We start from the raw sequence: 17,756 nt of genomic DNA, 5'->3' as shown, positions 1-17,756 counted from the left end.
TTCACTCAGTGTCGAACCAACTTCTCCATCGCCGCATCTGCCAGAAAGGAAGAGCGGCTTTTGACATTGTGCTCACGCACATATCGGTCAATGCGCTGAATCACATAGCCAGGCAGCGTCACATTGACCTTCTCGGTTTTGCCCATGTATGGCGCGATGTCCAGCTCCAGCATTCCCCAGCCCATGTCGGCAAAGTCTGGATTTCCACGATGAGCAGCCGCAGAAGTCGGCATTGGAATCGACTCCCCGTCAGCCGCTATTTCCTGAAGCAGGATGTGGGCAATCTCGACCGCTGCGTTATAGGCGTCTTCAAACGTATCCCCGGCCGTTACGGCGCCTGGAATATCGGGGATCTGAATACCGATGGCGGTGTTCTCGTCGCCCCACTCGATACAGATTGGGTATTGCATTATGGATCTCCTGCGTAACTGGCTCCCGGGCAATGCAGCCCGGCTCGCCTCCTGATGCTTTTGACCGTCCCGATCGGTAAATCCTTTTTCGGATGAGGGACGGGGATCGTGTATGGGTTGTATCGGTGTTTGAAGAGGTGATGGCTGCCGGTAATCCGATCCAGTGTCCAGCCCGCCTCCTCCAACTCCTTAATCAATAGCCTGCTCTGCACCACTCGCCTCCTTGCTCAGGCCCGAATAAAAGTAACCCTAGAGTTATCTTTATTCAAGCACAAAAGTGCGGGACGCGACGCTCGGTTGTTTTACAGAGTGTGATTCAAGGCACCTCCCACCAAAAATGAATCATTTTGCTCTGCGTAAGCCGTCACGCCGAGGTGAACCCGGATTACACTCAGCGACCTGAGCCTGAAGCGATGCGGGATGCGATTCGCGGCTAACCGATCAAATGCCGCCTGACTCGCGGCATGTTCTTTCAAGGAGTGTGCAATGACCCGACGTACCTTTCTCATCACCGGCGCCAGCAAAGGCATTGGCCGCGCGGTGGCCGAATCTGGGCGGCGTGCCGATGGGTCGGTTGGGGCAGCCGCAGGAGATCGCTGCGGCGATAGCGTTTTTGCTGTCCGAGCAGAGCGGCTTTATTACCGGGCAGACCTTGTTTGTCGACGGTGGCGCTTCGATAGGTAAAGCCGCGTTTTAACCAACAACACCAACCCCTGTGATCCTTTGATCACCGTTTCTGTTTACTGCCCGAATTGCCGTCCCAACCCACCCGGCACGCCCTGGATATCGGTGTCTTCCCATGGCCCGTTCGGGCTGATCGACCGGCTCCAGCCGTTGTTCCAGCGATAGTAGGTGCGCTGGCGGTAGAAAGTGTTGGTCTGATCATCGAGAACGTACACGCCGAGCTTGGCATCCCAATGGCTGTTGCCACCCGGCGGCGGCGCGAAGCTGGCGGAGGTACGTGGCAGCGGTTTGGCGGGCTTGGCCGGAATGCTCGGCTTGCCCGGCGTGGGTGACGTAGACGGCGTGGGTCTGGGCTGCGAGGGCGGGATCGGCGGCAGCCGCGTCGGCTCGGGCCGCTGGACCGCACAAGCGCTTAACCCCAAAACCAGACTGAGGAGGGTGATACGAGCGATGGCGGTCATGTTGGCGTGTCCTGTTATTTATCCGGGCTGTCGATGGTCAATTGTTGCGGCGCGGTGGTGCTGCTGGCCAGAGGCTGGCTGCGACCGATCCATTCGCCGGCAGTCGGTTGGCCGGCGCGGGAGATGCGCGCAACCAGTTGGACTTCAGGGAAGTTCGACAGTTTCAACTGCGGCATCATTGCATCGGCATCGCCCAGTTCGACGGTCGCCGGCAAGTCGGCCACGGTCAGGCGCTTGGCGGCCAGTGGTGCCGGTGGGCCTGAGGTGGCGCGGGCGAAGATGAATACGCTGTCGCCCGGCTGGACCTTGGCTTTCAGGTCTGGCGCCAGATCCACACGCACCTTCAGCAGCGCCGCGACCTTGGCCGCCGGCGCCTGAGCCACCTTGCCGCCGCTGGCGACAAGTTTCTCGGTGGCCCGAGTGATGCCGCCTTGCAGCGCAGCGCGGGAACTGTCTTCCGGCGGCAGTTGCGCCAGTAAGCGATTCCAGTAGTCGATGGCGTCCTGGTAACGCTCGCCTTCGAAAGCTGCGATGCCGAGCAGACCAAGGCTGGTGACTTCTTTCGGATCGGCTTTCAGCGCTTCGTCAGTCAAGGCCTGGACCTTGTCCGACCACTTCTTGCCGTCGGCGAAGTACTGGGCCTGAGCCCATTGGCCCAACAGTTCCGGCTGACGACCGGCCAGGCTCACCGTGCGTTCGAAGATCTTCGCCGCCTCGCCAGGACGGTCCTGGGCCATGTAAGTACGCCCCAGAAAGTACAAGCCCTCGGCCGAATCCGGTTGAGCGGCGACCGCGCGCTCCAGGCGACGGGTCATCTCTTCCATCGACTGTGGCGCCTGGGCGAATTCGCGGGTCAGTTCGACCTTGTCGCTGGCGCCAAAATGCAGGTACAAGCCAAGACCCAGCACCGGCACCAGAATCGCCGCCAGCAAGGGCCACGGTTTGCCCAGGCGGGACACGCGCGGCGCCTCGACGCCTTCGGTGTCGGCGAGCAATTCACGGGCGGCTTCGGCGCGGCCGGTGTCCATTTGCGCGGCATCGAGAACGCCCTCTTCCTGCTGAGTCTGCAACTCAGCCACGCGCTCCTGATACAGCGCGACGTTCAGGGCAGTACGATCCTCTTCAAGCTGCGCGCGACGACCACGCAGAACGGGAATCAGCAGAAAACTCAGGGCAACCAGAAGTAGCAGACCTGCAGCGAGCCAGAAATCAATCATTCTTGGTTTTATCCAACAGGTGGTCGAGGCGCTCGCGCTCCTCGGCAGAAAGCTCATCCTTGGTGTCAGTGCGTTGCACGCGACGACGGCGGACGATCACGGCGATGATCACAAAACCACCCAGCAGCAGGCCGGCAGGGCCGAACCAGAGCACAGCAGTCTTGGCGTTCAGAGCAGGTTTGTAGCGGACGAAATCACCGTAGCGGTCGACCATGAAGTCGATGATCTGTTGATTGTCCTTGCCCTCGCCGAGCATGCGAAAAATCTCTTTGCGCAGGTCGGCGGCGATCGGTGCGTTGGAATCGGCGATGTCCTGATTCTGACACTTGGGGCAACGCAGCTCTTTGGTCAACTCGCGAAAACGCTCACGGTCACTTTCTTTGGCGAACTCGTAGGTGTCGATGGCCGCGTGCGCCACGCCGGCCATGCTCAAACCCAATACCGCGGCGGCTATCCAGCGCTTCATGGCTTGGCCTCATCGACCAGCGCCTGATACTTGGCCGCCAGTTTTTCGCGCCAGACCTGTTCGTCGATCACGCCAACGAATTTGTCGCGGATGATGCCCTTGGCGTCGATGAAGAAGGTTTCCGGCGCACCATAAACGCCAAGGTTCAGGCCCAGGGTGCCTTCATCGTCACGGATGTCCAGCTGATACGGATTGTGGAATTCGTCCAGCCACTTCAACGCATCCGCGTTGACGTCCTTGTAGTTGATGCCGTAGATCACCACACCCTGCTTGGCCAGTTTGTTCAGCACCGGGTGCTCGACCCGGCAGGAAATGCACCAGGTGCCCCAGACGTTGACCAGTGCCGGTTTGCCTAGAATGTCCGCCCTGGTCAGGGTCTTGTCGCCCTGCACGGCCGGCAGGGAAAACTCCGGGAATGGCTTGTTGATCATCGCCGAGGGCAACTCGGCCGGGTCCAGGAACAGACCGCGATAAAGGAAAACAGCCACCACCAGAAAAATCACCAGTGGTAACAGCATTAACCAACGTCTCATGCCGTGGCTCCCGTCATGCCCAGTGCTTCACGCACACGGCTTTTCACCTTGACCCGGTAACGCCGATCCATAGCCGCCAGCAGCCCGCCGAGACCGGTGAGCAGACCACCGAACCAGATCCAGCGCACGAACGGTTTGACGTGGACACGAACGGCCCAGGCGCCGTCGCCCAACGGTTCGCCGAGTGCGACGTAGAGGTCACGGGTGAAACCGGCGTCGATCCCGGCTTCGGTCATCACCGAGTTCTGCACCGTGTACAAGCGTTTCTCCGGGTGCAGCACGCTGACTTCCTTGCCGTCGCGGATCACCCGTACGGTGCCCTTGTCGGACGTGAAGTTCGGGCCTTCGAAGTGCTTGGCGCCTTCGAACACAAAGTGGTAACCACCCAGGGCCATGGACTCGCCCGGCGCCAGACGCAGGTCGCGCTCGGCGCTGTTCTGGCTCGACAGCACGACACCGAGGGCGCACACGGCGATGCCGAGGTGAGCGACTTGCATGCCCCAATAACTGCGGGTCAGGGTCGGCAGGCCTTTGATCAGGCCTTTGTGGCGAGTTTTGTCGAAGATGTCACGCACGCCGGCCAGCAAGACCCAAGCCGCGAGCATGAAAGTCGCGATCACCGCCCAGTTGAAATCGCCATAAGCGACGCCAGCCACCACCGCCAGCGCGGCGCTGCCGAGCAACACCGGGGTCAGCATGCTCAACAGCCATTTGACCGGGGTGTCTTTCCAGCGCACCAACATGCCGACCGCCATCACCATCATCAGCAAGGCCATCAACGGAATGAACAGCGCGTTGAAATACGGCGGGCCAACCGACAGCTTGGCGCCGGTCATCGCATCGAGAATCAGCGGATACAAGGTGCCCAGCAGGATCATCGACGCCGCCACCACCAGCACCAGGTTGTTACCCAGCAGCAGGGTTTCCCGGGACCAGAGATTAAAGCCTACGTGACTCTTCACCACTGGAGCGCGCAGGGCAAACAGCGTCAGCGAGCCGCCGACCACAAACAGCAGGAAGATCAGGATGAACACACCGCGCTCAGGGTCGGACGCAAACGCGTGAACCGAAGTCAGCACGCCGGAACGCACCAGGAACGTACCCAGCAAGCTCAACGAGAACGCGGCGATGGCCAGCAACACGGTCCAGCTCTTGAACACGCCACGTTTTTCCGTGACCGCCAACGAGTGAATCAGCGCCGTGCCGACCAGCCATGGCATGAAGGATGCGTTTTCCACCGGGTCCCAGAACCACCAGCCGCCCCAGCCGAGTTCGTAGTAGGCCCACCAGGAGCCCAACGTGATGCCGATACCGAGGAAGGCCCAGGCGACGATGGTCCACGGACGGGACCAGCGCGCCCACGCCGCATCAAGACGACCGCCCAGCAGCGCAGCGATAGCGAAAGCGAAGGCCACGGAGAAACCGACATAGCCCATGTACAGCATCGGCGGGTGAACGATCAGGCCTATGTCTTGCAGCAAGGGATTGAGGTCACGGCCGTCCGCAGGAATTTGCGGCAGGATCCGTGCAAACGGGTTGGACGTGAGGATCAGGAACAGCAGGAAACCGGTGCTGATCATGCCCATCACCGCCAGTACGCGAGCCAGCATCACTTGCGGCAACTGCCGGGAGAACACCGACACCGCGAAGGTCCAGCCGCCGAGAATCAACGCCCAGAGCAGCAACGAACCTTCGTGAGCGCCCCACACCGCGCTGAACTTGTAGTACCACGGCAACGCACTGTTGGAGTTGCTGGCGACGTAGGCGACGGAGAAATCGTCGGCCATGAAGGCGTAAGTCAGGCAACCGAAGGCAAACAGCAGAAACGCGAATTGCCCCCAGGCGGCCGGTTGGGCCAGGCTCATCCACAAACGGTCACCGCGCCAGGCACCGAGCAACGGCACGATGGCCTGAACCAGCGCGAAACACAGCGCCAGAATCATCGCCAGGTGGCCCAATTCGGGGATGAACAGCCCTGAACTATAAAGTGCAGAAGTCATCAATTAGCCCTCTTTGACGGGAGTGGGTGCCGACTGGCCGCTGTCTTTCAGGGCCTTGGTCACTTCCGGTGGCATGTACTTTTCATCGTGCTTGGCCAGTACTTCGTCGGCCACCACCACGCCGTCTGCGTTGATTTTGCCCAAGGCAACGATGCCCTGCCCTTCACGGAACAGGTCCGGGAGGATGCCGCGGTAGCTGATGGTCACGGATTTGCTGAAGTCGGTGACAATGAATTTCACGTCCAGCGAATCACCGGAACGTTGCAGCGAACCTTTCTCGACCATGCCGCCCGCGCGGATGCGCGTGTCTTGCGGGGCTTCGCCGTTGGCGATCTGGGTCGGGGTGTAAAACAGATTGATGTTCTGCTGCAGGGCGCTCAGGGCCAGACCGACAGCAGCGCCGACACCGACCAGGATCGCGAGAATGATGATAAGACGCTTTTTGCGCAGCGGATTCACTTGCCGTTCTCCCGGCGCAGACGACGCGCCTCTTGTTGCAGATACCGCTTGCGGGCCAGGATCGGCGCCGCCACGTTGAGGGCCAGCACTGCCAGGCAGATGCCATAGGCTGACCAGACATACAGGGCATGATGGCCCATGGCGAGGAAGTCGCCAAATGAAGCAAAACTCATCGCGCGGCCTCCAGACTGTTCTGCACTTCGGCCTTGACCCAACTGGCGCGGGCTTCGCGCTTGAGCACTTCAAGGCGCATGCGCAGCAGCAGCACCGCGCCAAAGAAACAGTAGAAACCCAGCACCATCAGCAGCAGTGGCAGCCACATCTCGGCCGGCATTGCCGGTTTTTCGGTGAGGGTGAAGGTCGCGCCTTGGTGCAGGGTGTTCCACCACTCCACCGAGTATTTGATGATCGGGATATTGATCACGCCGACAATCGCCAATACCGCGCAGGCCTTGGCGGCACTGTCACGATTGCTGATGGCGTTGCCCAGCGCAATGAGACCGAAGTACAGAAACAGCAGAATAAGCATGGACGTTAGTCGTGCATCCCAGACCCACCACGAGCCCCAGGTCGGTTTGCCCCAGATCGCCCCGGTGACCAGCGCCACCGCGGTCATCCAGGCACCGATGGGCGCCGCGCATTGCAGGGCGACGTCGGCCAGCTTCATCTTCCACACCAGCCCGACGATGCCGCACACGGCCAGCATCACGTAGACGGATTGCGCCAGCATGGCGGCGGGAACGTGGATATAGATGATGCGAAAGCTGTTGCCTTGCTGGTAGTCCGGCGGCGCGAAGGCCAGGCCCCAGACTACGCCAACGCCGATCAGCAGCAACGCCGCGACGCTCAGCCACGGCAGCAGTTTGCCACTGATGCCGTAAAACCATTTGGGCGAGCCGAGCTTATGAAACCAAGTCCAGTTCATTACTGTTTCCATCACGGTTGCTGCTCGATATCACGAAGCAGCCACAAAGGGTCTTTACTGGTTAAAATTTAACCAGACCTCATTATTCGCCGACGCTGATCTTCAGGCCAGCAGCTATTGCAAAAGGTGTCAGGGTTATCGCCAGGGCGGTCAGGCTACCAAGCCACAGGAGATAACCGGTCGCCGGCATGCCTTGCAATGCCGCCTGCAAGGCGCCACTGCCAAGAATCAACACCGGGATGTACAGCGGCAGAATCAGCAGCGCCAGCAACAGGCCACCGCGTTTCAATCCCACCGTCAGGGCTGCGCCCACCGCACCGAGCAGGCTCAGCACCGGTGTACCCAGCAATAAAGAAAGCAGCAACACCGGCAGACAGGCGGTTGGCAAACCGAGCATCAATGCCAGCAGTGGAGCGAGCAAAACCAGTGCCAGGCCAGAGAAGGCCCAGTGTGCCAGTACCTTGGCCAATACCAGAAGAGGCAGGGGGTGCGACGAAAGGACCCACTGTTCAAGCGATCCATCTTCGAAATCACTGCGGAAAAGCCCGTCCAGCGAGAGCAAAACCGATAAAAGGGCCGCTACCCAGACCAGTCCCGGAGACAAGGTTTGCAACAATTGAGACTCGGGGCCGACCGCCAACGGGAACAGGGAAACGACGATCGCGAAGAATACGAGCGGATTGGCCAGTTCCGCAGGACGGCGGAACAGCAAACGGGCCTCGCGGGCGACCAACAGGCCGAAAACACTCATACGGCCCAGTTCCCCAGATCAATGTCGCGATAGCCGGCCGGCATCCGGGTCAGCGTGTGGTGAGTGGTCAAGACCACCATGCCACCGCGCTCGCAGTGGGCGGCCAGGTGTTCTTCGAGTTGCGCCACGCCTTGTTTATCGAGCGCGGTGAACGGCTCATCGAGGATCCATAGCGGCGGGCTTTCCAGGTACAACCGCGCCAACGCGACCCGGCGTTGCTGCCCGGCAGACAGCGTGTGGCAGGGAACATCCTCGAAACCGCGCAATCCGACAGCCGTCAGCGCTTGCCAGATCGCCTCATGGGAGGCCGGTTGATGCAGGGCGCAAAGCCAGCTCAGATTCTCCTCCGGCGTCAGCAGGTCTTTGATCCCGGCGGCATGGCCGATCCACAGCAGGTTGCGCGCCAGCTCAAAGCGTTGCTCGTTCAGTGGTTGGCCGTTGAGCAGCACGAGACCGGCGGTCGGCTGCATCAGACCGCAAAGCAGACGTAAAAGGCTGGTCTTGCCGCTGCCGTTGGGGCCGCTGATTTGCAACATTTCGCCACTGGCCAGTCTCAATTCGAGATTTTCGAAGAGCAGCCGAAGGTCTCGCTCACAAGCAAGGGCAACGGTTTGCAGGACTGGACTGGTCAAGAGATCACGGGCCTTTACGGTTCAAGTCGGCAGCGGAGCGGCCGCTAAAGAGATGCAGGATAAATGCATTGGCGGCCCTTTCTAAGGAGCTGGATCAAGTATTTGAAATGTTTTCAGCGCCCCGGATACAACGGGGCGGCATTATACATGCCATGCCCTACTCTAAAGAGGGCAATTTCCTCAGGTTGTGACCGCGTATGACAGGCGAAATGAACATCCTCCCGCTACCGCAGACCACGCCGGCAACTTCGCGGCCGCTGGTGGTGAGTGGCGATTTGCTCAAGCTGCTGACGCCAGTGGAGGGCCTGATCACTGCCGGTCAGACCGCCAAGGCCGAAGTACTGTCGCTCAAGCAGGCGGATCAGACCTTTCAACTGTTACTCAAGGTCACCCTCGACAGCGGCCGTCAGACCACGGTCCAGGCCACCAGCACCCAACCGCTGCCTCAGGGCACCAGCCTGGCGATCACCCAGCCATCGGCGGGTAATCTGGCCGTCACCGTGCAACAGGCCATCGCCTCCAGCGTTGCCACCCTCACCCGTATCGACACGGCGCAACTGCCCGTTGGCACCCTGCTGCAAGGCAAAGTGCTGACCTCTCAGGTGATGCCGCAGGTGCCGGGCCAGCCGACCGTGTTTCGCTCGATGGTGAGCTTGCTCAACACCGCGTTGAGCGGCAGCACCCTGAGCATCGACAGCCCGACACCGCTGCGCATCGGCACCTTGCTGAGCGCGCTGGTGCAGGACACCCAGACGTTGAAGTTCGTGCCGTTGAGCAGCCGTCAGGAGCAATTGGCGGTGACCCACCAACTGGCCAGCCAACAGAGCCGCCAGGGTTCGCTGGATGGCCTGCTCAAGCTCCTGCAAAACCTGCCGTCCTCGAATCAGACGTCCAGTGATCTGCGAGCCGCCGTCGACGCGTTGCTCGCCGGCCTGCCCGATGTTCAACAACTCAGCACGCCAAAGGGGTTGGCCCAGGCACTGGCCAATAGCGGGTTGTTCCTTGAAGCTAAACTGCTCAGCGGTCAGAACCCGACGCTGGCCCCGGACATGAAAGGCGATCTGCTCAAGCTGATCGCACAATTGACGCCAGGCCTGCCGGCCAACACCCATCTCAACGCGATCATGGCCGCCAACACACTGGCCCAAGCCATGCCGAACTTCGTGCGCAGCGCCCTCGGCATGCTCGGTCAGGTCAGCGCCAAAACGCAGCCCACCAGCTTTCCGCTGCCCGAGCGCCTGCTACAAAGCATGGACGGCGAAGGCGATCTCGAGCACTTGCTGCGTTTGGCAGCAGCGGCTGTTTCGCGCCTGCAAAGCCATCAACTGTCGAGCCTGGAACAGACCGGCGTCACTGACGACGGTCGGCTGATGAGTACCTGGCAGCTGGAAATCCCGATGCGCAATCTGCAGGACATCGTGCCGTTGCAGGTCAAGTTCCAGCGCGAGGAGGCGCCCGAGAAAGAACAACAAAGTGAGCGCCGCGACGAGCGCGAACCCAAACAGCAATTGTGGCGAGTGGATCTGGCGTTCGACATGGAGCCTTTAGGCCCGCTGCAGATTCAGGCACAACTGATCCAAGGCAGCTTGTCCAGCCAGCTGTGGGCCGAAAGACCGTACACCGCCAACCTGATCGAACGTAACCTGGTCGAACTGCGCCAGCGTCTGCTGGCGTCCGGCCTGAATGTCGGCGATCTGGATTGCCACCTCGGCACACCACCACAAGGCCCTCAAACCCGCCTCGAACAACGCTGGGTCGACGAAACCGCATGAGAAACCCCAACGCCCCGCGCCAAGCCATTGCCCTCAAATACGACGGCAGCCACGCCCCTACCCTCACGGCCAAAGGTGACGAAGCACTGGCCGAAGCCATTCTGAAGATCGCCCGCGATTATGAAGTGCCCATCTATGAAAACGCCGAGCTGGTGAAACTGCTGGCGCGGATGGAACTGGGGGAGAGTATTCCGGAGGATTTGTATCGCACGATTGCCGAGATTATTGCGTTTGCATGGAATCTGAAGGGTAAGTTTCCGGAAGGGCAGGATCCGGCTGCGCCGATGGTCGAGAAAGACATTACCGAGCGCGGCGAGGATTACTGACCCCGGGATTCGTCCGACCCAACGTTATTTGTGGCTTTTTACCATTCGTCGCTACTGTCAGATCTGACAGTAGCGAGCATCCTTGCTTTCGTTGCCAGATAGGCAAGCAGCGTTGACCCACCCTTTCCAGGCGCTGCCCTTATTACAGGAGCGTTCTGATGACATTGCCCACGCCCCCCGGTGTCGCCTTTGAGGACAGCAGCTTGCTGGCCCATCCGGCACCCTATATTCCCGCATTGATCACGCCACTGGATGGCGACGAAGGCTACGACGGCGGCATTGGAGCCGATGCCTTGGAAACGGATCTGCTTGTCATCGTTGATCCCTGGCTTGAAATGGCAATCGGTGACCGTTGCCTTCTCTTCTGGGATGACGCCGTGAACCCCATCAGGACAGAGAACATCGACACACAGGAAAAGGTCGACAAACCATGCCTATTCCATGTGCCAAAAAACCAGATTCTGGATGGAAACGCATTCCCGGTTTTTTACCGTGTAATACGCTCCAGCCAGAATGGATCCGATTCAACCAAGCTCAATGTATTGATCAAACGCACGCTTCCGGGAGGTGTTCTCGACAAACCCGAGCCACTTGGTCACCCCGGGCTGCGTTACTCCTTCAATCCGGACATCAGCAATGGAGTCGATGGGGAGATCGCGAAAAACGGCATCACCCTGCATGTCGAGCCTTATCAGAACATCACTGTGTACGATCGTATCGTCGCGCGCTGGGGTAGCGAAGAACAGGCCGTACATTATCCCGTGACCCCTGATCAGATCAACGACCCGCTAAATCATCCGATCCTGATCACCTTCGACGAGCAGTTGATCAAACGCGCAGGTGACGGTAGGCATTCAGTTACCTACCAAGTGATAGACCGCTGCGCCAACGGTCCGCATGCTAATGCGCCATGGGCAATACCCACTGAAGTAACTGTCAATCTGCTCCGTATCCCGGCTCCGACGGTAACAGGTGAGCAAGGCGGCGTACTGGATACGGCATACGTGACGACTATCGAAGCAGTTGCTTCGGGAGTGGGGCTGATCACGGGTGACAGCGTCTGGATTAATTGGCTGGGCCGCGTCGAAAGAGAGACAACAACAGTTCCGTATTCTGGAAGCGGCGTACTGCGGTTTCCCATTCCACTCAACTGGGCTGATGAAAGTACTGAAAGTGCCGTGAGCGTTACCACTCGGGTGCGGCGTGCAGGGCGAACGCTCACCTCTGAGCCTCACAACCTGACAATCAAAACCACAATTGAGCTAAAACCGCCGAGGGTACTGGAAGCCTACGGTCCTAATGGTGATCGTTTGAAAATGGCTGATATTTATGAGGCCAGTCATGTCACGGCTCAGGTTCAGAAGTACTTGGGGATGGCTATCGGGCAAACCATCCGGGCACGTTGGGCTTCCAGCCGGCATGTCTATGACAGTGCGATCACAACCGTTACAACGGTTGGCCCGATGACTTTCAATGTTCCTCGATTGGAAGTTGTGGATGCCATTGGCAGTACCGTTCCAGTCAGTTTCACGGTACGCACCTATCCCAACGGTCCCTTGCACCGCTCCGACGCTCTGCTGCTGGCCGTGGATGCTCAAAACTTTGTTCTGACACCTCCAAGGCTTACTCCCGATCAAAAAACCGTCACCGTCCGTTATCCCGGAATGGTCACCGGTTACCACGCTTGCGTACGCCTCACTGGCGCCGTTACTCGGGAAACAGACTGGCAAGACTTACAAACTGATGTCACGGAAGAGTTCAGTATTCCGGCAAATTGGATAGAGGAAAACGAGGGGGAAACTGTGTTGATCAACTACAGTGTCAATCGACCGGGCATCGACGAACAAAGCATATTTTCTCAAGTATTAAGAGTAGACCTTTAACAATACGAATAGGACCGATTGCGTAGGCGAACTCATTCGCCTTTTACGAATGGAGTACAGGAAACATGAATACCGAACTGAATGCACTGAATCTTATCGCGCCGAGGGTACTTGAAGCCTCTGGCTCCGACGGAGATCGACTTAACCTCAATGAGGTATACAACAACCCACACGTCGATGTTGAAGTAAACTTCGAAGGCATGTTGAGAGGAAACCAAATACACGGACGCGGGGAAAAAAGTGACCGTCAAGTTTCTTAACATGACGACCGACTATACAGTTAGAGTCAGGTGGCACAGAGTGGTTGTGAGGGACACCGAAACCCAGCCAATTCAGAACAGCTCATCAATGGCGTTCAATATTCCGGCTCGCTGGGCATCAGAGAATACTAACAAAACTGTGCTAATCAACTATACGGCTCAAATGACAACCTGATGTTTTCTCGCTTGCTGCGCATCTCTTTTTTAACAATCGAAGCCAAAAGTGGAAGAAAGCGCGGGATGCAGTTTTATCGCACCCCGCGCCTTTACTATTGAAAGATAAAATCTGCGTTTATGATCAGCGGCCGAATAGCGCAACGACCTGATCATTCTCGTGATAACTGAATACCTCAGGCGCTCCTGGAGCCAGATCCACTCTAATCACAGGAAGCAAATCACCTGTGATGTTGAAATAGTCTTGTTGCATATACTTCGCTCCGCCCACTCCCGCGCCACCGCCTTGATTCTGTAGATAAAAAAATGCATACAGCGGTAATTGTCTTGGAATACTTTGCGGCCAAAGGGAAAGAATCACTTCATTATGGTGCAATCGAGCGCCTGGAATCTCAAAGCCACCTCGCGCCTGCAGACTTAAAGCAAATTGTTCGACGCTGGAAGTAAAGCCACACTGGTGCTCATTCCTCGCCGAATAATAGCTGGATCCGGGTACTGCTCGGTAATGCGTCGTCCATGCCGCAATAGAAACTACCCCTTCCTCCGGACATGAGCGACTGTTATTTGGATAAGTTTTATGTGGTCCGCACCCACCTATACCTACCCGCTGCCAACTCGCCGCATCCGAGGGAAAGGAACACAGCAGGTTTATGGCGTAAGTTTCCAACCGCTCAGCCGTAGCAAAGTCCTTGAAGATGAAACCATGGAGGTCCCCCCAAGCAAGAATGGTAATTCCGAGATCTTTACGAAGGTAGGAAAAAGGAACGCCTTGTTTGGTAATTGCCGTCGGACTAGGATCCCACGCGTGATAGGCCGGCTTGGCGCCTGTGGTGCGCACAAGTACACCACTGCAATAATAAGCAGGCTTCCCGCTACAATTATTTGAGACGTTGTTATAACGCCCATTCAACCGCTCGGCCACCAGTTGTCCAAACCTCTGATCTTTGGCGTCAAAACTGAAAATATTGTGGTTTGCAGCAGTCAAATTTATTTTGACGATGGGCACATAAAGCGACGTTTCCAGATAATAATCTTTCTGGAACTTCTGTGCGTCTGCCAACTTGGCCGGCGCCGATGCCTCATAGAACACTGCCTCAATTGGCAGCTTCTCGGGTTTGCTCTCATCCCACGTTTGGATCAGCACCTCAGTGGGCTTGACGGTCCAAGCGGCACCAACAAGTTTGTGCGCTTCAAGGCTGGCCTTGAACTGTGCAGCCACCACCGTGCTAAGCGAGCATTGATTTTTGGGGAACGACTGGTGCTCCTGAAAGTTTTTCAGCCAGGCTGCTGCTGTTGTCGCCGGAACCGCCAACTTTGCACAATTGGCGAGATCCGCGCTCAATTCTGCCTCCTTGGGCGCGAAGCCACATCCATGATCTGCGCGTCCATCTAGCGATTCGGTTGGAAAGGGAAAGATACAACGTAGACTTAGTGCTTTTCCTGCGGCCAGCGCCGACGTTTGATCCTTAAGGATGAAACCGCTTTTCCTGCTGCTGTTTAGCGCAGTACTACCCACATCAGATCGAATATAAGTGAACGCGACAGAGCCCAAGAGGGTCGCTTGTGTCCCATAATCCCAAAACTTAAACGCCGTACTGTAATCCACTGCCCGCAGTAACACCCCCGAACAATAGTAAGCTGGGGTGCCGTTCGAACACTGCGCCACATGGCTCGTGTATTTGGCGTTCAAGTCCGTCACCAACGCCTGTCCGGACATGGCGCTAACATTAGCGGCAAACCATATCAACAAAAACAAGAGACGCCTCATAATTACACCCTGATGAAAGTGGATTTAATGTTGAGTGTATTTAATGATCAACAGGCTCCTCTACTGTCAAAGTTGACAGTTTCGACGAATGGAAAATGTCATTAACCCCACGCGTTGACCAAGGTTCCATACGCCCTCAGCGTTAAGAGCGGTTTGATATCCAACTTGATTAACCGAGCCTGCAGCAGCTCAAAAAAAAGAAAGCACGGAATGCAGCTTCATTGCACCCTGTGTCGTTACTTTCTGTATTTACGATCAACGTCCAAATAGCGCAACGACCTGATCATTCTCGTGATAACTGAACACCTCAGGCGCTCCTGGAGCCAGATCCACTCTAATCACAGGAAGCAAATCACCTGTGATGTTGAAATAGTCTTGTTGCATATACTTCGCTCCGCCCACTCCCGCGCCATCGCCTTGATTCTGCAGATAAAAAAATGCATACAGCGGTAATTGTTTTGGAATACTCTGCGGCCAAAGGGAAAGAATCACTTCATTATGGTGCAATCGAGCGCTTGGAATCTCAAAGCCACCTCGCGCCTTCAGACTTAAAGCAAATTGTTCGACGCTGGAAGTAAAGCCACACTGGTGCTCATTCCTCGCCGAATAATAGCTGGATCCGGATACTGCTCGGTAATGCGTCGTCCATGTCGCAATAGAAACTACCCCTTCCTCCGCACATGAGCGACTGTTATTTGGATAAGTTTTATGTGGTCCGCACCCACCTGTACCTACCCGCTGCCAACTGGCAGCATCCGAGGGAAAGGAACACAGCAGGTTTATGGCGTAAGTTTCCAACCGCTCAGCCGTAGCAAAGTCCTTGAAGATGAAACCATGGAGGTCCCCCCAAGCAAGAATGGTAATTCCGAGATCTTTACGAAGGTAAGAAAAAGGAACGCCTTGTTTGGTAATAGCCGTCGGACTAGGATCCCAAGCGTGATAGGCCGGCTTGGCGCCTGTGGTGCGCACAAGCACACCACTGCAATAATAAGCAGGTTTCCCGCCACAATTGTCCGAGACGTTGTTGTAACGCCCATTCAGACGCTCGGCCACCAGCTGTCCAAACCTCTGATCTTTGGCGTCAAAACTGAAAATATTTGGGTTGGCACCCTTAATATCCATCTTGACGATGGGAATGTAGAGCGACGTTTCCAGATAATAATCTCTCTGGAACTTCTGTGCGTCTGCCAACTTGGCCGGCACCGATGCCTCATAGAACACTGCCTCGATTGGCAGCTTCTCGGGTTTGCTCTCATCCCACGTTTGGATCAGCACTTCAGTGGGTTTGATTATGCCCCAGTCGCGCTCAGCAACTGCGTGCGCTACAAGGCTAACGTTGAACTGTGCAGCCACCACAGTGCTCAGCGAGCATTGCTTCTCCAGCAATCCGCCAATCGCCCGAAAATTTATGATCCACTGTGCTAACGTCGTGGCTGGGACCGTCAACGTTGCACAACTGGAAAGATCTTGGCTGAGCGGTGCCGCCTTAGACGCAGCCCCGCATCCATGATCTGCGCGCCCATCTAGCGATTCGGTTGAAATAGGGTATATACAACGCAGGTTTAGTGCTTTTCCTGCGGCCAGCGCCGATGTTTGATCTTTGAGGATGAAACCGCTTTTCCTGTTGCCATTTAACGCAGTACTGCCAACATCAGAACGAATGTAAGTGAACGCGACGGAGCCCAGTATTGTCGATTTTGAACCATAATCCCAAAACTTGAAAAACGTACTGTAGTCCACTGCCCGTAATAGAACGCCGGAGCAATAGTAGGCTGGCGTACCGTTCGAACACTGCGCAACGTTACTCGTGTACTTGGCGTTCAGATCGGTGACCAGGGACTGCCCGGACATGGCATGAACTTGTGCAACACAACAAAACATTAAAACAACTAGAATCCTCATGGACCCCACCCTCTTGAAATACAAACTCATTTCAAGCCTGGCCCAGACAACACGAGTAACTCTACTGTCAGAAATACCAGTTCAGACGAACGGCGCATCGATTATCGACGGGGTGATCCGTAGTTTATTTCGCAAAGGGGTGCTGCATCGAACGGTGTCTAAACGCAAAAAAATCGCAGCGTTCGGCAAGTTCCTACAGGGATTTCTGTACACCCGTAGGAGCTGCCGAAGGCTGCGAACTTTTGATCTTCTTAACTTTTGTGCAACTTACTCATCAACTCCGCCTCAGCCTGGGTCAACCCGCAGGACTGAGTCAGTTCATCAACACTCGCGCCCATCCCGACCAATCGCGCCGCTTGGGCAAACGACAGGCTCGACGGATCGCGCTGTTCCAGCTGAGCCAGTTTGTCCGGTAACGGGCCCACCACCGCACGCAGTTCGTGCAGGTCTTCACCCATGCGCACGCTGCCGCTCTGGTAGTCCTCGACACGCCGGGTCAGGTCCTTGATGCGCTGATCACGCAGCGCATCGCCCTGGGCCTGCTGCGCAGCGATAAGTCGTTGGCCTCGTATGTACGCCAAAAACATCGCCAGCGTGCCTGCCCAGAAGAGGAACAGGACAATGACCGCCACCTCAAGAATCAATCAGATGTTCTCCAGGTCCGACCACTCTTCTTCGCTCATCATCTTGTCCAGCTCGACCAGAATCAGCAGTTCGTTGTTCTTGTTGCACACGCCTTGAATGAACTTGGCGGATTCTTCGTTACCGACGTTCGGCGCGGTTTCGATTTCCGACTGACGCAGGTAAACCACTTCGGCCACGCTATCGACCATGATCCCGACCACTTGCTTGTCGGCTTCGATGATGACGATACGGGTGTTGTCGCTGATCTCGGCGTTCATCAGGCCGAAGCGCTGGCGGGTGTCGATCACAGTGACCACGTTACCGCGCAGGTTGATGATGCCCAGCACGTAGCTCGGGGCACCCGGGACCGGGGCGATTTCGGTGTAACGCAGGACTTCCTGAACGCGCATCACGTTGATGCCGTAGGTTTCGTTGTCCAGTTTGAAGGTTACCCATTGCAGGATCGGATCTTCGGAACCCTTTGCAGACGACGCCTTATCATTCATACC

The 17,756-nt window shown here is 57.0% G+C and carries 20 protein-coding genes and 1 pseudogene; 5 read left to right on the top strand and 16 right to left on the bottom strand.

Translation table 11 applies throughout. The features are described from left to right. Nucleotides 1-5: 5 nt before the first annotated feature. Together QK293_RS12170 and QK293_RS12165 are read right to left on the bottom strand one after the other, a co-directional pair. Entirely contained in the window at nucleotides 6-410 is a 405-nt protein-coding gene (locus QK293_RS12170; protein ID WP_282377527.1) for a type II toxin-antitoxin system HicB family antitoxin, read from the bottom strand. Beyond that, on the bottom strand, nucleotides 410-622 hold the full coding sequence (locus tag QK293_RS12165; RefSeq protein WP_282377526.1) for a type II toxin-antitoxin system HicA family toxin: 213 nt from the start codon (nucleotides 620-622) through the stop codon (nucleotides 410-412). The genes QK293_RS12170 and QK293_RS12165 overlap by 1 nt, the downstream gene beginning before the upstream one ends. Nucleotides 623-945: 323 nt before the next feature. On the opposite strand from QK293_RS12165, the pseudogene QK293_RS12160 reads away from it, so the two are divergent. After that, nucleotides 946-1,107, top strand: a pseudogene (locus QK293_RS12160) (SDR family oxidoreductase); the annotation flags it as partial. Between the two features lie 43 nt (nucleotides 1,108-1,150). Here the strand turns inward: QK293_RS12160 and QK293_RS12155 are convergent. The 10 genes from QK293_RS12155 to ccmA all read right to left on the bottom strand — a co-directional run bounded on the left by QK293_RS12155 (nucleotide 1,151) and on the right by ccmA (nucleotide 8,538). Beyond that, entirely contained in the window at nucleotides 1,151-1,555 is a 405-nt protein-coding gene (locus tag QK293_RS12155; RefSeq protein WP_282377525.1) for a hypothetical protein, read from the bottom strand. Nucleotides 1,556-1,569: 14 nt separating this feature from the next. Next, nucleotides 1,570-2,772 carry a c-type cytochrome biogenesis protein CcmI gene (gene ccmI, locus QK293_RS12150; protein ID WP_282377524.1) on the bottom strand — a complete coding sequence of 401 codons (1,203 nt, stop codon included), beginning with the start codon at nucleotides 2,770-2,772 and terminating at the stop codon, nucleotides 1,570-1,572. Next, on the bottom strand, nucleotides 2,765-3,238 hold the full coding sequence (locus QK293_RS12145; RefSeq protein ID WP_282377523.1) for a cytochrome c-type biogenesis protein: 474 nt from the start codon (nucleotides 3,236-3,238) through the stop codon (nucleotides 2,765-2,767). The genes ccmI and QK293_RS12145 overlap by 8 nt, the downstream gene beginning before the upstream one ends. Further along, nucleotides 3,235-3,771, bottom strand: coding sequence for a DsbE family thiol:disulfide interchange protein (locus QK293_RS12140; RefSeq protein ID WP_282377522.1), 537 nt, complete (start codon nucleotides 3,769-3,771; stop codon nucleotides 3,235-3,237). The genes QK293_RS12145 and QK293_RS12140 overlap by 4 nt, the downstream gene beginning before the upstream one ends. Beyond that, nucleotides 3,768-5,771, bottom strand: coding sequence for a heme lyase CcmF/NrfE family subunit (locus tag QK293_RS12135; protein WP_282377521.1), 2,004 nt, complete (start codon nucleotides 5,769-5,771; stop codon nucleotides 3,768-3,770). Before QK293_RS12135 ends, QK293_RS12140 begins: the two co-directional genes overlap by 4 nt. Nucleotides 5,772-5,774: 3 nt before the next feature. Next, entirely contained in the window at nucleotides 5,775-6,230 is a 456-nt protein-coding gene (gene ccmE, locus QK293_RS12130) for a cytochrome c maturation protein CcmE (RefSeq protein ID WP_282377520.1), read from the bottom strand. Further along, entirely contained in the window at nucleotides 6,227-6,403 is a 177-nt protein-coding gene (ccmD, locus tag QK293_RS12125) for a heme exporter protein CcmD (RefSeq protein WP_008145547.1), read from the bottom strand. Before ccmD ends, ccmE begins: the two co-directional genes overlap by 4 nt. After that, nucleotides 6,400-7,155 (bottom strand): heme ABC transporter permease, encoded by a 756-nt coding sequence (locus tag QK293_RS12120; protein WP_282377519.1) that lies wholly within the window; start codon nucleotides 7,153-7,155, stop codon nucleotides 6,400-6,402. Before QK293_RS12120 ends, ccmD begins: the two co-directional genes overlap by 4 nt. Before the next feature lie 82 nt (nucleotides 7,156-7,237). Next, nucleotides 7,238-7,906 (bottom strand): heme exporter protein CcmB, encoded by a 669-nt coding sequence (gene ccmB / locus QK293_RS12115; protein ID WP_090188533.1) that lies wholly within the window; start codon nucleotides 7,904-7,906, stop codon nucleotides 7,238-7,240. After that, complete coding sequence (gene ccmA, locus QK293_RS12110) at nucleotides 7,903-8,538, bottom strand: cytochrome c biogenesis heme-transporting ATPase CcmA (RefSeq protein WP_282377518.1); 636 nt, start codon at nucleotides 8,536-8,538, stop codon at nucleotides 7,903-7,905. Before ccmA ends, ccmB begins: the two co-directional genes overlap by 4 nt. A gap of 197 nt (nucleotides 8,539-8,735) precedes the next feature. On the opposite strand from ccmA, the gene QK293_RS12105 reads away from it, so the two are divergent. The 4 genes from QK293_RS12105 (at nucleotide 8,736) to QK293_RS12090 (ending at nucleotide 12,779) form a co-directional block, all read left to right on the top strand. Next, entirely contained in the window at nucleotides 8,736-10,310 is a 1,575-nt protein-coding gene (locus QK293_RS12105) for a flagellar hook-length control protein FliK (protein WP_282377517.1), read from the top strand. After that, the gene (locus QK293_RS12100; protein WP_282377516.1) at nucleotides 10,307-10,636 is read left to right on the top strand and encodes an EscU/YscU/HrcU family type III secretion system export apparatus switch protein; all 330 of its coding nucleotides are present in this window, start codon (nucleotides 10,307-10,309) and stop codon (nucleotides 10,634-10,636) included. The genes QK293_RS12105 and QK293_RS12100 overlap by 4 nt, the downstream gene beginning before the upstream one ends. 158 nt (nucleotides 10,637-10,794) lie before the next feature. Beyond that, nucleotides 10,795-12,519: a hypothetical protein gene (locus tag QK293_RS12095; protein ID WP_282377515.1), complete on the top strand. Its 1,725-nt coding sequence runs from the start codon at nucleotides 10,795-10,797 to the stop codon at nucleotides 12,517-12,519. A gap of 65 nt (nucleotides 12,520-12,584) precedes the next feature. Next, nucleotides 12,585-12,779 carry a hypothetical protein gene (locus QK293_RS12090; protein ID WP_282377514.1) on the top strand — a complete coding sequence of 65 codons (195 nt, stop codon included), beginning with the start codon at nucleotides 12,585-12,587 and terminating at the stop codon, nucleotides 12,777-12,779. A gap of 298 nt (nucleotides 12,780-13,077) precedes the next feature. Here QK293_RS12090 and QK293_RS12085 read toward each other — a convergent pair whose 3' ends face one another. The 4 genes from QK293_RS12085 to QK293_RS12070 all read right to left on the bottom strand — a co-directional run bounded on the left by QK293_RS12085 (nucleotide 13,078) and on the right by QK293_RS12070 (nucleotide 17,753). After that, complete coding sequence (locus QK293_RS12085) at nucleotides 13,078-14,721, bottom strand: hypothetical protein (protein WP_282377513.1); 1,644 nt, start codon at nucleotides 14,719-14,721, stop codon at nucleotides 13,078-13,080. 255 nt (nucleotides 14,722-14,976) lie between these two features. Further along, nucleotides 14,977-16,623, bottom strand: a complete 1,647-nt coding sequence (locus tag QK293_RS12080; protein WP_282377512.1) for a hypothetical protein — start codon at nucleotides 16,621-16,623, stop codon at nucleotides 14,977-14,979. Nucleotides 16,624-16,874: 251 nt separating this feature from the next. Then, nucleotides 16,875-17,267, bottom strand: coding sequence for a DUF2802 domain-containing protein (locus QK293_RS12075; RefSeq protein ID WP_282377511.1), 393 nt, complete (start codon nucleotides 17,265-17,267; stop codon nucleotides 16,875-16,877). Further along, complete coding sequence (locus QK293_RS12070; protein WP_131061597.1) at nucleotides 17,268-17,753, bottom strand: chemotaxis protein CheW; 486 nt, start codon at nucleotides 17,751-17,753, stop codon at nucleotides 17,268-17,270. Nucleotides 17,754-17,756: the final 3 nt, after the last annotated feature.

The sequence above is a fragment of the Pseudomonas sp. AL03 genome (assembly GCF_029960815.1).
In the GTDB taxonomy this organism is placed as follows: Bacteria; Pseudomonadota; Gammaproteobacteria; order Pseudomonadales; family Pseudomonadaceae; genus Aquipseudomonas.
This window is presented reverse-complemented; position numbering and strand designations above follow the sequence as displayed.

What these genes read in the sequence shown, in the direction of transcription:
- QK293_RS12170 (WP_282377527.1), bottom strand. Translation starts at nt 410, where the DNA reads ATGCAATACCCAATCTGTATCGAGTGGGGCGACGAGAACACCGCCATC.
- QK293_RS12155 (WP_282377525.1), bottom strand. Translation starts at nt 1,555, where the DNA reads ATGACCGCCATCGCTCGTATCACCCTCCTCAGTCTGGTTTTGGGGTTA.
- ccmI (WP_282377524.1), bottom strand. Translation starts at nt 2,772, where the DNA reads ATGATTGATTTCTGGCTCGCTGCAGGTCTGCTACTTCTGGTTGCCCTG.
- QK293_RS12145 (WP_282377523.1), bottom strand. Translation starts at nt 3,238, where the DNA reads ATGAAGCGCTGGATAGCCGCCGCGGTATTGGGTTTGAGCATGGCCGGC.
- QK293_RS12140 (WP_282377522.1), bottom strand. Translation starts at nt 3,771, where the DNA reads ATGAGACGTTGGTTAATGCTGTTACCACTGGTGATTTTTCTGGTGGTG.
- QK293_RS12135 (WP_282377521.1), bottom strand. Translation starts at nt 5,771, where the DNA reads ATGACTTCTGCACTTTATAGTTCAGGGCTGTTCATCCCCGAATTGGGC.
- ccmD (WP_008145547.1), bottom strand. Translation starts at nt 6,403, where the DNA reads ATGAGTTTTGCTTCATTTGGCGACTTCCTCGCCATGGGCCATCATGCC.
- QK293_RS12120 (WP_282377519.1), bottom strand. Translation starts at nt 7,155, where the DNA reads ATGAACTGGACTTGGTTTCATAAGCTCGGCTCGCCCAAATGGTTTTAC.
- ccmB (WP_090188533.1), bottom strand. Translation starts at nt 7,906, where the DNA reads ATGAGTGTTTTCGGCCTGTTGGTCGCCCGCGAGGCCCGTTTGCTGTTC.
- QK293_RS12105 (WP_282377517.1), top strand. Translation starts at nt 8,736, where the DNA reads ATGACAGGCGAAATGAACATCCTCCCGCTACCGCAGACCACGCCGGCA.
- QK293_RS12100 (WP_282377516.1), top strand. Translation starts at nt 10,307, where the DNA reads ATGAGAAACCCCAACGCCCCGCGCCAAGCCATTGCCCTCAAATACGAC.
- QK293_RS12095 (WP_282377515.1), top strand. Translation starts at nt 10,795, where the DNA reads ATGACATTGCCCACGCCCCCCGGTGTCGCCTTTGAGGACAGCAGCTTG.
- QK293_RS12090 (WP_282377514.1), top strand. Translation starts at nt 12,585, where the DNA reads ATGAATACCGAACTGAATGCACTGAATCTTATCGCGCCGAGGGTACTT.
- QK293_RS12085 (WP_282377513.1), bottom strand. Translation starts at nt 14,721, where the DNA reads ATGAGGCGTCTCTTGTTTTTGTTGATATGGTTTGCCGCTAATGTTAGC.
- QK293_RS12080 (WP_282377512.1), bottom strand. Translation starts at nt 16,623, where the DNA reads ATGAGGATTCTAGTTGTTTTAATGTTTTGTTGTGTTGCACAAGTTCAT.
- QK293_RS12070 (WP_131061597.1), bottom strand. Translation starts at nt 17,753, where the DNA reads ATGAATGATAAGGCGTCGTCTGCAAAGGGTTCCGAAGATCCGATCCTG.